Annotated in this window: 13 protein-coding genes; 6 read left to right on the forward strand and 7 right to left on the reverse strand. The window is 64.0% G+C overall.

What is annotated here, in order from left to right:
• The first annotated feature begins 39 nt into the window (after nucleotides 1–39).
• The 5 genes from HV744_RS23270 to HV744_RS23290 all read left to right on the forward strand — a co-directional run bounded on the left by HV744_RS23270 (nucleotide 40) and on the right by HV744_RS23290 (nucleotide 5,138).
• Nucleotides 40–291 (forward strand): hypothetical protein, encoded by a 252-nt coding sequence (locus tag HV744_RS23270; protein WP_007178686.1) that lies wholly within the window; start codon nucleotides 40–42, stop codon nucleotides 289–291.
• A gap of 262 nt (nucleotides 292–553) precedes the next feature.
• The gene (locus tag HV744_RS23275; protein WP_175151748.1) at nucleotides 554–1,546 is read left to right on the forward strand and encodes a DedA family protein/thiosulfate sulfurtransferase GlpE; all 993 of its coding nucleotides are present in this window, start codon (nucleotides 554–556) and stop codon (nucleotides 1,544–1,546) included.
• A gap of 88 nt (nucleotides 1,547–1,634) precedes the next feature.
• Nucleotides 1,635–3,362: an FAD-dependent oxidoreductase gene (locus tag HV744_RS23280; RefSeq protein ID WP_175151749.1), complete on the forward strand. Its 1,728-nt coding sequence runs from the start codon at nucleotides 1,635–1,637 to the stop codon at nucleotides 3,360–3,362.
• Nucleotides 3,363–3,524: 162 nt separating this feature from the next.
• Nucleotides 3,525–3,803, forward strand: coding sequence for a hypothetical protein (locus HV744_RS23285; protein WP_175151750.1), 279 nt, complete (start codon nucleotides 3,525–3,527; stop codon nucleotides 3,801–3,803).
• Between the two features lie 111 nt (nucleotides 3,804–3,914).
• Complete coding sequence (locus HV744_RS23290) at nucleotides 3,915–5,138, forward strand: winged helix-turn-helix domain-containing protein (RefSeq protein ID WP_175151751.1); 1,224 nt, start codon at nucleotides 3,915–3,917, stop codon at nucleotides 5,136–5,138.
• A gap of 255 nt (nucleotides 5,139–5,393) precedes the next feature.
• On the opposite strand, the gene HV744_RS23295 is transcribed toward HV744_RS23290, so the two are convergent.
• From HV744_RS23295 to HV744_RS23325, 7 genes are all read right to left on the reverse strand, one after another.
• The gene (locus HV744_RS23295) at nucleotides 5,394–5,651 is read right to left on the reverse strand and encodes a hypothetical protein (RefSeq protein WP_175151752.1); all 258 of its coding nucleotides are present in this window, start codon (nucleotides 5,649–5,651) and stop codon (nucleotides 5,394–5,396) included.
• 110 nt (nucleotides 5,652–5,761) lie between these two features.
• On the reverse strand, nucleotides 5,762–7,945 hold the full coding sequence (locus tag HV744_RS23300; RefSeq protein WP_175151753.1) for an NHL repeat-containing protein: 2,184 nt from the start codon (nucleotides 7,943–7,945) through the stop codon (nucleotides 5,762–5,764).
• Nucleotides 7,946–8,388: 443 nt separating this feature from the next.
• The gene (locus tag HV744_RS23305; RefSeq protein ID WP_175151754.1) at nucleotides 8,389–9,603 is read right to left on the reverse strand and encodes an osmoprotectant ABC transporter ATP-binding protein OsmV; all 1,215 of its coding nucleotides are present in this window, start codon (nucleotides 9,601–9,603) and stop codon (nucleotides 8,389–8,391) included.
• Complete coding sequence (locus tag HV744_RS23310; RefSeq protein ID WP_175151755.1) at nucleotides 9,600–10,253, reverse strand: ABC transporter permease; 654 nt, start codon at nucleotides 10,251–10,253, stop codon at nucleotides 9,600–9,602. The genes HV744_RS23305 and HV744_RS23310 overlap by 4 nt, the downstream gene beginning before the upstream one ends.
• A 15-nt stretch (nucleotides 10,254–10,268) precedes the next feature.
• Nucleotides 10,269–11,225, reverse strand: a complete 957-nt coding sequence (locus HV744_RS23315; RefSeq protein WP_246279155.1) for a glycine betaine ABC transporter substrate-binding protein — start codon at nucleotides 11,223–11,225, stop codon at nucleotides 10,269–10,271.
• The gene (locus HV744_RS23320; RefSeq protein ID WP_175151756.1) at nucleotides 11,222–11,938 is read right to left on the reverse strand and encodes an ABC transporter permease; all 717 of its coding nucleotides are present in this window, start codon (nucleotides 11,936–11,938) and stop codon (nucleotides 11,222–11,224) included. The genes HV744_RS23315 and HV744_RS23320 overlap by 4 nt, the downstream gene beginning before the upstream one ends.
• A 612-nt stretch (nucleotides 11,939–12,550) precedes the next feature.
• On the reverse strand, nucleotides 12,551–13,453 hold the full coding sequence (locus HV744_RS23325; protein ID WP_175151757.1) for a DMT family transporter: 903 nt from the start codon (nucleotides 13,451–13,453) through the stop codon (nucleotides 12,551–12,553).
• Between the two features lie 192 nt (nucleotides 13,454–13,645).
• Here HV744_RS23325 and HV744_RS23330 point away from each other — a divergent pair, with 192 nt between their 5' ends.
• Nucleotides 13,646–14,536 (forward strand): AraC family transcriptional regulator, encoded by an 891-nt coding sequence (locus tag HV744_RS23330; RefSeq protein WP_175151793.1) that lies wholly within the window; start codon nucleotides 13,646–13,648, stop codon nucleotides 14,534–14,536.
• The last annotated feature ends 27 nt before the right edge of the window (nucleotides 14,537–14,563 follow it).

Below are 14,563 nucleotides of genomic sequence, written 5' to 3' on the forward strand. Positions count from 1 at the left end.
TACAATGGTTCGATTATCAACGGAACAAGGACAACTTCGATGCGCACTACCGGGTCCTCCGGGTCAATGGCCCTGCTCACCGAATATGACGACGCAACGGCGCGCGAACTCCGCTCGCTGCGCCTCGAATCGACAGAAGACGGCAAAGGCATTCTTCTGATCGAGGTCGACGAGCGCAAGCCGGGCATACATCGCGAAGTGCGCTACGAAATCACGCCTGCCGAGCTGATTGCCGCGATTCGCGCGCATGGCGCGGAATTGCCCGGCGAACAGCACAACCATCGTCAATGAAATAACGCGCGCGGCATTGCGTTCATGCGCGAATGCCGCGCGCCTGCATGCCGCGCGAGTTCCAGGCTTTTTCTCTTTGTTCCGCTCGCGCCGCTAATGCGCGCTTTGAATCCATTCAGCGCGCCGCAATAGGGCTTTCAACACCCGAATATCGGGCAAATTTTCACGCCGTTTGCACGTCTTGAAAATGCGTCCATAATCCTTGCATTCTCCTTTGCTTTCTTACCCGCGCCGCGCCCGAAAGGGTCGCGGATGTAAGTCGATGCTACATGATCTCGTCGAGCAATATGGGCCGGCGCTCGTCTTCGCCAACGTGCTGGCCGCCTCGGTTGGGCTGCCGGTGCCGGCGATGCCGTCGCTCGTGCTATTCGGCGCAATGGCCGCGATGCATCCGGGCTCGGTAGGCACGCAATTGCTGCCGGTTCTGATCCTGTCGATATTCGCTACGCTGATCGGCGACAGCGCTTGGTATCTCGCCGGCCGTATCTACGGCGGCAATACGCTGAAAACGATTTGCCGCCTGTCGCTGTCGCGCGACACCTGTGTGAAAAAGACCGAGCGCTTTTTCGGCCGCTGGGGCGTGCGCGTGCTGGCCGTGGCCAAGTTCGTGCCGGGCCTGTCGATCGTGTCGATTCCGATGGCCGGCGCGATGGGCACCCGCTACCGCACCTTTCTCACCTACGACAGCATTGGCGCCGCGTTGTGGTCTGGCACGGGCCTGATCATCGGCGCATTGTTCGCGCGGCAAATCGACATGCTGTTTGCAATCGCCGGGCGCCTCGGCCGCACGGCGGCGCTCGTAGCCGTCGCGCTGCTGCTGATGTACGCGGCTTACCGGTGGTTCCGGCGCCGCCAGTTGATTTCGAAGCTCGCGTCCGCGCGCATCGAAGTCGACGAACTCGCCATGCTGGTCGCGGCGGGCGATACGCCGGTGATGTTCGATATCCGTTCGCAGGAGAAGCGCAAGCTCGACCCGTTCGTCATTCCGGGCTCGCAATTCGCCGACGAGCGGCAGCTCGACGAGATCGTCGCGACCTATCCGCACGATCAGAAACTGGTGATCTACTGTTCCTGCCCGAATGAGATTTCCGCGGCATGGATGGCCAAGCAACTGAACGAGGCCGGCTTCTCCGACGTGCTGCCGTTGCGCGGCGGCATGGAAGCCTGGCGCGACTCGGGCAAGCCGGTGGACGCGCTGCCCAACATGCCGCCGCCGGAAGTCGCGGTCGACGACATCGCGCCGAAGGCCGTATAGCGCGGCAGCGCACCTGCATCGGCGCGCTCGCGCGCCGCGCCGCTTCGCCTCCGTTCAATCGATCAATGAACACCGAAGGAGCGGTTCAATGCTTTCGACTCAGGAAGTTTCGACTCAAGATGCTGAAGGGCAACAAGCGGTAGTCGCCGACGCGCCGTTTTCGTCGCTCTCGACGCGCATGCACCAGATGTTCCCCGCGCTCACCGGCGCGGAAATCGACCGCCTGCGCCGCTTCGGCGAAATTGGCCACTGGAATGCCGGTGAACTGATGTTCGAGACCGGCCATACCGGCCCCGGCATGTTCGTGCTGCTCGAAGGACGCGTGAAGGTCTATCAGCGCGACGGCATTGGACGCGAAGTCCTGATCGGCGAACACGGCGCGGGGCATTTTCTTGCCGAGGTCGGTCAGTTGTCGGGACGGCCCGCGCTGGTGAACGGCATGGCGCTCAGTTCGGTGGAAGCGCTGCTGATTCCACCCACCGGGCTGCGTGCGCTGATCGTCGCCGAAGCGGAACTCGGCGAGCGCATCATGCGCGCGCTGATCTTGCGCCGCGTGTCGCTGATCGAAAAGGGCGCGGGCGGGCCGATCCTGATCGGCAATAGCAGCGACGCGCAGCTTGTGATGCTGCAAGGCTTTCTGTCGCGCAACGGCCATCCTCATTCCGTGATCGACGAACGCGACGAAGACGCATTGCGTCTGATCGAGCAGTTCGCCGCGCAGCAGGAAGACATGCCGCTAGTGATCTGCCCGGACGGCTCGGTGCTGCGTCATCCGAGCACGCCGGAACTCGCCACCTGCCTCGGCCTGCTGCCCGATCTCGACGATTCGCATGTCTATGACGTCGCGATCGTCGGCGCCGGACCGGCGGGACTGGCGACCGCGGTGTACGCGGCGTCCGAAGGCCTGTCGGTGATTGTGCTCGACAGCCGGGCGCCGGGCGGCCAGGCGGGCGCCAGCTCACGGATCGAGAACTACCTCGGCTTTCCGACCGGCATCTCCGGCCAGGCGCTGGCGGGCCGCGCGTTCGTGCAGGCGCAGAAGTTCGGCGCGCACGTCGCGATTCCGGTCCACGTGACGGCGTTGAAGTGCGCGGAGTCGCCGTATCGGCTGGAACTCAAGTGCGGCGGCCATATCACTTCCCGCACGATCGTGATCGCGAGCGGCGCGGTCTACCGGCGGCCCGCGCTCGAAGGCCTCGACCGGTTCGAAGGACGCGGTGTCTACTACTGGGCGTCGCCGGTCGAAGCCAAGCTGTGCAAACGCCAGGAAGTCGTGCTGGTGGGTGGCGGCAATTCGGCGGGCCAGGCGATCGTCTATCTGGCGACGCATGCGGCCAAGGTCCACGTGCTGATCCGCCGGAGCGGCTTTGAAGCCACCATGTCGCGCTATCTGATCGACCGGATCCGCTCGCTGCCGAATGTGTTCGTGCATCCGAATTCGGAAATCGGCCGGCTCGAAGCCGACGAAAGCGGACTGGCGTCGGTCGGCCTGAAAAAGCCGCTGCCCGACGGCGTCGATCATTTCGACACGCGGCATCTGTTCCTCTTCACCGGCGCGGACCCGAACACCGACTGGCTGCGCACCTGCGGCGTGCAACTCGACGCCAAGGGCTTCGTGTTGACCGGCACCGGCGTGGACGGCGCGGCCGCCTGCGACCTCGCGACGACGGTCGCAGGCGTGTACGCGATCGGCGACGCGCGCGCCGGCTCGACGAAACGGGTCGCGGCGGCGGTTGGGGAAGGCGCGGCCGTGGTCGCGCAGATCCATCAATTGCTGGCGGTTTCCGCTGGCGAAGCGGTCGCGCTGGGCGCCTGAACAGCTCGCCGGGCCTGCGCGTTGCGATGATGCAAGGCCCGGCGGGTAACCTGCTGTTACACACGCCTTCAACTCGTTGCACCTGCGTGCCTTTCTGTTTCGTAATATTGATGTCAGCCGTTCGACAGCGAATGGCTGCCTCTTTCGGAATCGGAGACACGCATGATCAAACGCGCGATCGTATTCACCGCCCTCGGCCTTGCCGCCGCCTGCGCATCGACTGCCGCCCTGGCACGGGTGGACGTCGGTGTGTTCGTCAATACGCCGGGCCCGGTGTACGCCGCGCCGCCCGTGGTGTACGCACCGCCGCCGCCGGTCGTCTATGCGCCGCAACCGCTCTATGGTTACGGCTATCGAGGCGACTATTACCGCGGCCGCGACTGGCATCATGACCATGGCCGCCATCGCGGCTGGGAGCGGCATCATGGGCGCGGCTGGTAGGTACCGGCCCGCGCCGATTCATCCACCGTATTCACGCTACAGTAGCGGCTGCTGATCCAGGTCGGGCCTTGGGCCCGCTCCCCTCGCAGTCACTCACTGACCGACGCACGCGTGAAGACTCTGCCGCTATCCGCAGCCCGCACCCTGCATCTGGCCGCGCAAGGTTTGCTGACGCCGCCGCGCCGCAAGGCCGTCAAGGCCGACGTGCTCGACTCGATCCGCCGCATGGCGCAACTGCAGATCGACACGATCCATGTCGTCGCGCGCAGCCCCTACCTCGTGCTGTTCAGCCGGCTCGGCGCATACCCCCAGCAGTGGCTCGACGAACATCTCGCCGAAGGCAAGCTGTTCGAGTACTGGTCGCATGAAGCCTGTTTCGTGCCGACCGAAGACTACGGCCTGCTGCGTCATCGCATGCTCGACCCGAGCGGCATGGGCTGGAAATACGCGGGCGAGTGGCACAGGAAGCATCGCAAGGACATCGAGACGTTGCTCGCGCATATCCGCGCGACGGGTCCGGTGCGTTCGGCGGATTTCGTCCGCGAGGCGGGCAAGCGCAACGGCTGGTGGGACTGGAAGCCGGAGAAGCGCCACCTGGAAGTGCTGTTCGCGATCGGGCAATTGATGGTGGCCGAGCGCCGCAATTTCCAGCGCGTCTACGACCTGACCGAGCGCGTGTTGCCGAGTTGGGACGACGCGCGCGATCTGCCGCCGGCCCACACGATCACCACTGAAGTGCTGCGCCGCACCTGCCGCGCGCTCGGCATCGCGCGCGCCGATTGGGTCGCCGATTACTACCGGCTGCCGCGCCGCCCCTATTGCGACGAACTGTATGCGCTGGCCGACGAAGGCGAACTGATTCCGGTGCAAGTGGAGGGCTGGAACCAGGACACGTTCGTCCATCATGACTTCGCGTCGACGCTCGACGACGCGGCGAGCGGCAAGCTCGCGTCGACCGTCACGACGGTGCTGTCGCCGTTCGATCCGGTGGTGTGGGATCGCAAGCGCGCCGCCGCGCTGTTCGACTTCGACTATGCAATCGAATGCTATACACCCGCCGCGAAGCGCAAATACGGCTACTTCGTGTTGCCGCTGCTGAGCCGGGGCCGTCTGGTCGGCCGCGTGGATGCGAAAGCGCATCGGGCCCAACGCGTGTTCGAACTGAAGTCGCTGCACATCGAGCCGCGCGTGCGTCTGAGCGCCCGTCTTGCCGACGACCTGCGCCGCGCGTTGCAACGTTGCGCGGACTGGCACGACACCCCGCAACTGGCGATCACATCCGCGCCGCCGGATTGGCTCGAAGCGTTGAGCGCCGACCACGACATGGCAGCGTGACCACACCGCGCGAGCCGTCGCCAGCAGCGTGCAATGCGATTGCAGTCGCAGAGAACATAGAAAAGGCGCAAGGTTGGAAACAGTGCGCCCTTTTAACACAGACAACGAGACCGCCGTCATGTGGCGGCGAATTGCGTGGACGTATCGCAATGCGCAAACATTGCTTGCAACGCCGACGTCCAGTCCACATCGGCACGCATGCCGACGCTTATACCGATGCCAACCGCGCCGCCCATACGGTGGCGCGCCATCGCTTCAGCGATCGAGCTTCGCGCGCAATTCACGGGCGGCTTCCAGCAGCCCTTCGTAACCCGAACGCGCGTGCTCCGGCAGATCGGGATCGCCAACCAACGCGCCGAGCGTTTCGATCAGGCTGTACAGAATGCCCTTGGCTGCGCCCGATGCAATCCTGCCGGACGATACCTGCTGATGCACGTGACTGAGTGCTGCATCGAGGTTTTCCAGGTCGGGCCGCTCGCCCGTGGGCGGCTTTGGCGAAACGTCTTGGGTCATGATGAAACATCGCTCCTGTTGATGCAGCGGTGAACAAGCCGTCCTTTCACGTTGTTATATACCGATCGTGCGCCGCCGTCCATTCGTGATCGGGGCGAGCGCCATCCACGTTAAGGCGTCCATCGATACATCAGGATTTTCGCGCGGGCGTCGTCTTCGAGCAGGACCACGTACTCGCCGTTGTGGCGCTGCACAGCGCTGATGCCGAGATACACGTCCACCCAGCCGCTGGTGTTGCCGACGCTCGCGCCCGGCGTCATGTAGCCGATCGCCTGACCGGTGCGCGCGTCGTACACATCCACCTTCGCCGTGTACAGCTCCGCGACGAAGATGTAACTGCCCGCCACCGCGACGCCCACCGTAGTCGTCTGCGGATTGCTCTGCGTATTCCACGGCAGCGAGATGGCGTACTGTTGCGTCGGCGCGCCGGAGCTCCAGTTGTCGTAGCGTGCGAGCACCGGGCCCGCTTCCTTCCAGTGCGTCGCGTCCCACGGAATCGCGCTCGTGAAACCGGACAGGTACATGGTGTCGGTCTCCGCGATGTAGACGAGCCGCGCGAGCCGCGTGAACGGTTGCGGCATCGCGAACATCTTCGAACTGGCGTACGTGTAGATCGGATTGCCGGCGGAGTCGAGCCCTTGTAACGGCATCTCGCGGATGCCGCTCAGCGGCGTGGCGAGCCAGATGTTGCCCGGCGTGTCGACCCACCAGAAGCCGTTGCCGACCGTGCTGCCGGTCGAAGGATTGCTGCTGATTTCGCTGGTGTCGACCGTGCCGTCGCCATTGCTGTCGCGCCACAGCCATTCGCCGTAGGTCGGCTGTCCGGCGGGCCACGTGCCCGGCAGCGGATTCTGTGCGAGCAAGCCGGATGGAATCGCTATTTCGCCATGCGCGGCGTCAAAGCGATAGACGTTCAGATAGTGCGCGCCCGGATCGAGCGTATAGAGAAACGGCTGACCATTGATTCGGCGCACCATCGGCTCGCCACGCACACCGCGCGGCTGGTGAAACGCGGGGTCGTCGGGATAGTCGAAACGGTCGAGCGTGAAGGCCGCATACGACCATTCGCGGCCGACCGGTTGGCTGTAGTCGAGCGTGAACCGCTTCGAGCCCGTGTAGACGGAGTTGGGCGTGGCCGGATCGAACGCGGCGCTATCGACGAACGTCAGGCCGTACAGCCGCCAGTTGAACGCATGCGAGCTGAGCACGTAGCTTTCGAGCACCGCGCCTTGTCCAACCGATGCCGAGCCGGGCGCGCGCGGCCCCTCGCCGTTCTGCGCGACATACAGATTGCCCGCCGGATCGACACCGATGCCCGTGATGCCGTTGAAACGCACGTTGCCCGGCACGCCCTTGACCGCGTGAAACAGGCCATTGCGCGTGCCGATCGCCGTGCCGGCTTGCGGCTGGCCGTTGGCGTCCCTGTTGAAGACCAGAATCTGCTGCGACGGTCCATTGTCGGCGACAAGGATTTGCCCTGACGGCGTCACCGCGATGTCGGCCGGCACCGTGCCGGCGGGCAACGTCAGCGTGCCGGCGAGCGCAGCGCCACTGGCGGCGTAGTGCAGAATAGTTAGGCTTCCGGATGAAACGCCGCTCAACACCCAGAGCGTCGAATCGGTGTCCACCGCAATGCGTCCCGGCGAAGTCACGTTCCACGAGCGCAAAGGCCGCATCGACTCTGCGTCGAACACGACGATCCGGTTGGAGTAGGTGTCGGCCACATACAGTTCGGTGTCGGTGGCGGCCATCCCGCGAATGCTCGCGTCGGTGCCGGCCGTCACCGTGTCGAGTGCCAGAAAGCTGTTCTTCGTCGCATTCGCGCTGTTGCCGATGCCGCCGCTGAACGGCGCGCCAGTCGCCAGATTCGCCAGCGTGCGGCGTGTGATGCCATACCAGCTCTGGTTGGCCGGCGGATAGTCCGCGCCGACCAACGCGTTGCTCTCGTTGCCGATCGACATCGCCGCATACAGGTAGGTGTGGTTCACCGCGACCGCGTCGCCGCCGGCGGCGCCCCAGCCATGCGTCGAACCGGCCACCGCGAGTTTGTCGCCCGCGCGATAGGCGGCGATTTCGCTGCCGCTCTCATCCCACGGCGCGTTGGTATAAACGGTGCCGTCGGCACCGACGCTAATGGCCTGAATATCCTGCTGCATCCATTTGCCATCGCCAAAACCAAAGCTATTGCCAATCCAGGAAGTGGTGTAGGTGAGTTGCGATTGCGCGGACGCATTCAGGGGAATAAGACTGTGGATTAAAACCACGGCCACGCCCAGGCGAGAGAGGAGTTTCACGACAGTAGTTCCTTGCGAGGCGCGAAGTGCGCGCGGCCGGCGTGTCGGGCGCACTTTCGCATGTACGCGCGTTGGTCAGCTATTGCGCATACGTAAAAGTTGGCGCTTTATCCTCGCATAGAAAAAGCGGAAATTTATTGCTAAAAAATTCGCGGCAAGCAATAGGCGATTCAAATAATTCGAAGCGCATAGAATTACGCTGTAATGGAGTGCTATTTGATTTTTATGCGTAGGCTTTCTGGACATCGTCGCGTGGCGCGTGGCGCAAGTTTCTCGCTTTGCTGTCTTCTTGGCGGAGGAAGCGACCTTGCGTCGTCTGTGTCGATGACGTGATGGTGCGTGGCGGGGATCGGGTTTGCGACCTGGGTGAGCGCAGCGGCTCTGGCGGGGTGAGCGGCCTTCGCTCCGCAACGGAGCGAAGGTCTGAGTGCAGCGCGACTACCTTACGAATGCGCGGCGGCGTGCTCCGCCACCGCCGCTTGCGCAGCCGCCGCTTCCGCTGCGGCGACGGCAGGCGACACGATCGCCGGCTGCCCCGTCTGCTGACGCGACCGGCCCGAGCTTAGATAATCCGCGATCGAATCCTGCGTGACTTCGCCGACATAGCGGCCATCGCCATCCAGCACCGGCATCCATGACGAATTGAACTGGTACATCTTCGACAGCACGATGCGCAGATGCTCGTCGGCGCTGACCGTCGCCTTGAACGCGGTGAGATGATCGCCGCACACACCCTGACCCGCGCGCGCCGCGCGGCGCGTCACATAGCCGAGCGCCTGCCGGTTGTCGTCGACGATGGTCAGATAGCGGTTATCGCTGTCGTCCATCATCTGGAACGCGCGCGCAACCGGCATCTCGGCGCGCGCGGTTTCGGGCTGCGTGGCGGCGTCGCCGGCCTTCACCAGCAACAGGCGCTTCAGCGTGCTGTCCTGGCCGACGAACGCGCCGACAAACTCATCGCGCGGATGCGCAAGCAGCGTATCCGGATGATCGTATTGCACCAGTTGACCACGGCGGAACACGGCCACGCGGTCGCCGAGCTTGATCGCCTCGTCGATGTCGTGGCTCACCATGATCACCGTCTTGTTCAGCTGACGCTGCATCTGGAAGAACTCGTTCTGGATCGACTCGCGATTGATCGGGTCGACCGCGCCGAACGGCTCGTCCATCAGCAGCACCGGCGGATCGGCGGCCAGTGCGCGAATCACGCCGATGCGCTGCTGCTGCCCACCCGACAATTCGCGCGGATAGCGCTTCAGATACTGCTTGGGATCGAGCGCCACCATCGACATCAACTCGGTGGCCCGTTCGCGGCAGCGCTTCTTGTCCCAGCCGAGCAGGCGCGGCACGACCGTGATGTTCTCCTCGATCGTCATGTTCGGGAACAGGCCGATCTGCTGGATCACATAGCCGATGTGGCGGCGCAATCCGACTTCGTTCAGGCCCGAGGTGTCCTCACCATTGATCAGCACGCGGCCCGAAGTCGGCGCGATCAGACGGTTGATCATCTTCAGCGTGGTGGTCTTGCCGCAACCCGACGGGCCGAGAAACACGCAGATTTCTCCTGCGCCGACGGTGAGGCTCACCGAGTCGACCGCCTTCACCTGCTGGCCGTCCTTCTGCGTAAACGTCTTTGTCAGTTGGTCGAGTTCGATCATGTCTTTTGCACTCCCTTCGGTGTCAGCAGGCGTTGCAGCGCTTGCAGCAGCAGGTCGGCGACGATCGCGAGCAAGCTCACGAGCACCGCGCCCACCAACAGTTTCATCATGTTGCTCTGGCCGATCGCGCGGATGATCAGCGTGCCGAGACCGCCCGCGCCGATCACCGCGGCGATCGTCATCACGCCGATGTTCATCACCACGGCCGTTCTCACGCCGCCGAGAATCACCGGCACGGCGAGCGGCAGATCGACGAGCCGCAGCCGTTGCCATACGGTCATGCCGATGCCGATGCCGGCTTCCTTGATGCCGGCGTCGACGTTGCGCAGCGCGAGGCAGGTGTTGCGCATGATCGGCAGCAGCGAATAGAGGAACACCGCGGTGATCGCCGGCACCGCGCCGATGCCCTGGCCGAAGCGCGAGAACACCGGAATCATCAGACCGAACAGTGCGATCGACGGCAAGGTCAGCACCACGGTCGCGATGCTCAGCAACGGCGCGGCGAGCCACTCGTGGCGATTGATCAGGATCCCCAGGGGAACGCCGACGATGATCGCGCAGCCCACCGCAATCCCCACCAGCCACACATGTTGCGCGGTCAGTTGCAGCAGTTCAGGCCAGTTGGCCGATAGATAGTCGAATACAGTCATGTAAAAGGTCTCCGCTCAGGGCAGCTTGTGCGTGCGCAGGAATTGCGCCGCGACTTCACGCACCGGCTTGCCGTCGATGTCGACCTGCTTGTTCATCTCCAGCATCGTGTCGTTGTTCAGCGCGTCGGAGAGTGCGTTCAACTGCGTCGCGAGTTGCGGGTTCTGGTCGAGCGTCGCCTTGCGCACCACCGGCGTCGCGTTGTACGCTGGGAAGTAGTGACGGTCGTCTTCGAGCGGCATGATGTTGAAGCCCTTCACGCGGCCATCCGTCGTGTAGATCAGACCGATCGGCACCTGGTTGTTATGCAGCGCGGTGTAGACGAGGCCCGGGTCCATCTGACGCGTTTCCGCGCGGCTGAACGCCATCCCGTAGGCGGCTTCGAGCGGCTTCAATCCATCCGGACGATTGGCGAACTCCGCATCCATCGCGAACACGTGCTTCTTGTTCGGCTCTGCCGCGAGCTTCGCGGCGAGTTGCGAAATCGTGCGAATGCCGGTTTGCTGCGCCGCCTGCTGCGGCAAGCCGAGCGCGTACGTGTTGTTCAGCGGCGACGCATCGAGCCAGATCAGGCCGCGTTTCGCGTCGAGTTCTTTCACGCGCTCGTACATCGTCTTCGGATCGAGCTTCTCGGTGATCTTGTTGTAGACGATCGCGGCGGTGCCGGTGTATTCCCACACCACGTCGATCTGGCCGTTCTCCTGCGCGCTGCGCAACAGCGTGCTGCCGAGCCCCGTACGCGCGTCGATCGTGTAGCCCTTCGATTGCAGGTATTGCGACGTGATCTCGGTAAGAACGTACTGCTCAGTGAAATTTTTTCCACCAACGACGAGCGTCGCCGCGCTCGCGTGAAGGCTCGCGAACAGCAGTGCGCCAGCCGCGAACCAGCCGCGGGGTCGCCAGCCACTGGTTCGCCAGCCGCTGGATCGCCAGCCGCTGGATCGCCAGCCGCTGCGTTTGAACAGATTCATCATGCCGTCACCCCGCGTCGTGCGAGCAGGTAGCGGCTGCCGGCCGAAACGATGCCGTCCAGCACCAGCGCGAGAATCGCGGTCGCTGCGGCGCCGAGCAAAAGCTGCTGCTGGTTGTTCAGGTAGATGCCGGGAAATATCAGCGTGCCGAGACTGTCCGCGCCGATCAGATACGCGAGCGGCGCACTGCCCACGTTGATCGCGAGCGCCGTGCGCACCCCGCCGATGATGATCGGCATCGCATTGGGCAACTCGACGCGCAGCAGCGACTGCCACCCCGTCATGCCGATACCGCGCGCCGCTTCACGCAGCGCGGGCGAAACGTTTTTCATGCCTTCGTACGCGTTGCGCGTGATCGGCAGCAACGACGCGAGGAACAGCGCGACCAGCGCCGGAATGTCGCCGATGCCGAAGATGCCGAGCGCAATTGCCAGCACCGCCAGCGAGGGGATCGTGTTGCCGATGTTGAAGATCTGCATGAAGCGTTCGGCGTGGCGCGCGAACGACGGACGGCTCAGCAGGATGCCGGCGGGTATGCCGACCAGCAGCGCGAGGGCCATCGAGTAGCCGACCAGCAGCAGGTGCCGTTTCGTGTAGTAGACGAGATCAGGCGCGTACTGATGCAGTGCGCCGGGGTCGATCGCGTGCCATAGCAACGCGACGACCATGCCGATGGCTACAAGACTGCCGATCAGTCTGGCAGGACGATGAATCATGAAGATGCGCCTCCTTGTTCGAGCGACGCGCGCAAATAGCCGCGCCGCACAGGCGTCGTGATGACGCTGCGAATGGGAAGTTCGGGACGCGGCAGGTGCCGCGAGTTGAACCGAGTGGTGCCGGGCATGTGTTGTTGCCCGGCGCGAGGGTTTTGGGCGATGAGCTGCTTGTTCCCTCGGTGGCTTGCCAGTCAGCAAAACTGGTGCCAGATCCATCGATGATGTGGACAGCGGCGCTGGGCCGCTTGTCCGACGGGGTTTGGGAGCCGCTTGGGAAGACCGGTTTCTTACCGGCGACAGGAAGGATGCAATGTGCTGCCAGTTTGCATTCAACCCCTTCTAACTTAAGCTATTTAGCTGCGATTTCGCGGTTAGGGTGCAAGGATTATACGGGCGTTGGGTCGGTTCGTCTACCCATGTGGTTAATTTATGGGCAACCGGGCGGCCGGTTGGCGCAGGAGTTGTCTCCCGCAAAGGCTCACCAGTCAGGTTTTCAACCGCTTTTGCGTCTCCCGAAAACGCTCACCTCAAACGGCCGCCGGAGCGGCCGTCGAATACGATTTGCCATCGCGTCGTCGAGGGACGCTAACGGTGAAGCACGGCATCACCGCGTCACGATCGCGCCACCGGGCGCCGCGCAAAAATCCGCCGCGTCAAATCAAACGCCACCAGATTGCCGGCCACCACCAGCAACAGTCCGACCACCGCCAACGCGGACCATTGATAACCTTCAAATACCGTCGACACCGCCAGTGCCACAATCGGAAACAGCACCGTGCAGTAAGCGGCGCGTTCGGGGCCCATGCGCCCGACCAGCATCAGGTACGCGGTAAAGCCGATCACCGAGCCGAACACCGCGAGATAAGCGAGCGTGCCGAGATAACGTACGGACGGCTCGACGCCGAACGAGAAGCCGGCCAGCAAGCTCCCCACCGTCAGAATGCTGGCGCCGATCAGCATCGCCCAGCTATTGGTGGCGAACGGGTGCAAGCCCATTGACTGCATCCGGCTCGACAACAGATTGCCGGCCGAAAAACACAAGGTGCCGAGAAACGCGACGCCGAGGCCCAGCCACGCCACGTGATCACCGAGGTGTCCGGCCATCTGCTGAACGAACAGACAGACGATGCCGACGAGCCCCAGCAACGCGCCGGCAATCGCAGTCGGTTGCAACGGCCGGCCCATGAAGAGGCGGCCGTTGATCGAGTTCAGCAGCGGCGCGGTGGAAAACACCACCGCCACCAGGCCGCTAGGCACGACCTGTTCGGCGTAGTAGAAGCAGAGGAAGTTAAGGCAGAACAGCGCCAGCCCTTGCGCGGCGAGGAAGCGCCACGCGGCGCGCGGCGGCCAGATCCGCCGGCGCATGATGCGCAGCAGCGCGAACAGCAGCAGCGCCGCGATCCAGAAGCGCCACGCAATCGACACCGGCGGCGGAACCGAGCCGAGTTGCCATTTGATCGCGATCCAGGTGGTGCCCCAGATCAATACCGTGACGGCATAAAGCGCGAGATTCATGGTCGAGCCTGCAACGGCGAATGCGGAAGGAACCTCGACTATGCAGCCGCGCGGCAAGCCGCACTTGTCCAGGATTGCGCACTTTTTCGCGTCGATGAGCCGCCGCGCGAGGCTCGCCGTATACTCGTGCTCATTCAGTCATCGGAAGTGATCCGCCCGTTTGCCGTGAACGCCGCCTCGCCCGCCCCCGTGATGCCCGCTACCGAAACGCCGTTCGGCCTTCAGTCGGTCTGTCACACGCTGAGCAGCGCCAATGCGAATCTGGACCGCTTCGCGTGGCTCGGCGACCGGCTCGCCATCGCCGTCTGGACGCGCGACACGGAAGAAGCCGAGACCGTCTACGAGCGGCCCGGCCATCACACGCTGTCGTGCTATCTGGATGGCGGCTATCGCACCGAGCGGCAGAAAATGCCGGGCCACTATGGCGCGCCGTCGCGGCTGTGCGCACTGCCCGGCGAACACGAATCACGCTGGTGGGTGCGCGGCCACATGCATTTCATGCATCTGTACTTCCTGCCCGAGCACTTCACGCAGCGCGCCGTTCAGGAGCTCGACCGCGAGCCGCGCGAACTGACGCTCGCCGATCGCACCTATTTCGAAGACCCGCGCATTGCCAGCTTGTGCCAATCGCTCGTCAATGAAGACTGGCAAAACCCTGACGGCCTGCTGCGCACCAACGAGACCGCGCACGAAGTGCTGAGCCTGCTGCTGCGTGCGCAAGGCGTGCGCCGCACCGACGCGTCGCTCAAAGGCGGTTTGTCGGTGGTGACGCGGCGGCGTCTGCGCGACTACATCGAAAGCCATCTCGCGCAAACGCTGACGCTCGGCGAACTCGCCGGCGTCGCGGCGTTGTCGGAGTTTCATCTCGCGCGCATGTTCCGCGAATCGTTCGGACTGCCACCCGCCGCGTGGATCGCGCAGCAGCGGCTCGAACGCGCCCGTACGCTGCTGCGCACCACCGCGCTGCCGCTCGTGCAAGTCGCCGAGCAATGCGGCTATGCGAACGCCAGCCATTTCAGCCACCGCTTTCGCGAGAGCGTCGGCGTGGCGCCCACTGTTTTCCGGCAGGTGGTCGGCGTTTGAGTTTGACCGCGAGCCAACCTGCCGTGC

The sequence above is a fragment of the Paraburkholderia ultramafica genome, from assembly GCF_902859915.1.
In the GTDB taxonomy this organism is placed as follows: domain Bacteria; phylum Pseudomonadota; class Gammaproteobacteria; order Burkholderiales; family Burkholderiaceae; genus Paraburkholderia; species Paraburkholderia ultramafica.

What these genes read in the sequence shown, in the direction of transcription:
- HV744_RS23320 (WP_175151756.1), bottom strand. Translation starts at nt 11,938, where the DNA reads ATGATTCATCGTCCTGCCAGACTGATCGGCAGTCTTGTAGCCATCGGC.
- HV744_RS23305 (WP_175151754.1), bottom strand. Translation starts at nt 9,603, where the DNA reads ATGATCGAACTCGACCAACTGACAAAGACGTTTACGCAGAAGGACGGC.
- HV744_RS23315 (WP_246279155.1), bottom strand. Translation starts at nt 11,225, where the DNA reads ATGATGAATCTGTTCAAACGCAGCGGCTGGCGATCCAGCGGCTGGCGA.
- HV744_RS23275 (WP_175151748.1), top strand. Translation starts at nt 554, where the DNA reads ATGCTACATGATCTCGTCGAGCAATATGGGCCGGCGCTCGTCTTCGCC.
- HV744_RS23285 (WP_175151750.1), top strand. Translation starts at nt 3,525, where the DNA reads ATGATCAAACGCGCGATCGTATTCACCGCCCTCGGCCTTGCCGCCGCC.
- HV744_RS23280 (WP_175151749.1), top strand. Translation starts at nt 1,635, where the DNA reads ATGCTTTCGACTCAGGAAGTTTCGACTCAAGATGCTGAAGGGCAACAA.
- HV744_RS23295 (WP_175151752.1), bottom strand. Translation starts at nt 5,651, where the DNA reads ATGACCCAAGACGTTTCGCCAAAGCCGCCCACGGGCGAGCGGCCCGAC.
- HV744_RS23325 (WP_175151757.1), bottom strand. Translation starts at nt 13,453, where the DNA reads ATGAATCTCGCGCTTTATGCCGTCACGGTATTGATCTGGGGCACCACC.
- HV744_RS23270 (WP_007178686.1), top strand. Translation starts at nt 40, where the DNA reads ATGCGCACTACCGGGTCCTCCGGGTCAATGGCCCTGCTCACCGAATAT.
- HV744_RS23310 (WP_175151755.1), bottom strand. Translation starts at nt 10,253, where the DNA reads ATGACTGTATTCGACTATCTATCGGCCAACTGGCCTGAACTGCTGCAA.
- HV744_RS23330 (WP_175151793.1), top strand. Translation starts at nt 13,646, where the DNA reads ATGCCCGCTACCGAAACGCCGTTCGGCCTTCAGTCGGTCTGTCACACG.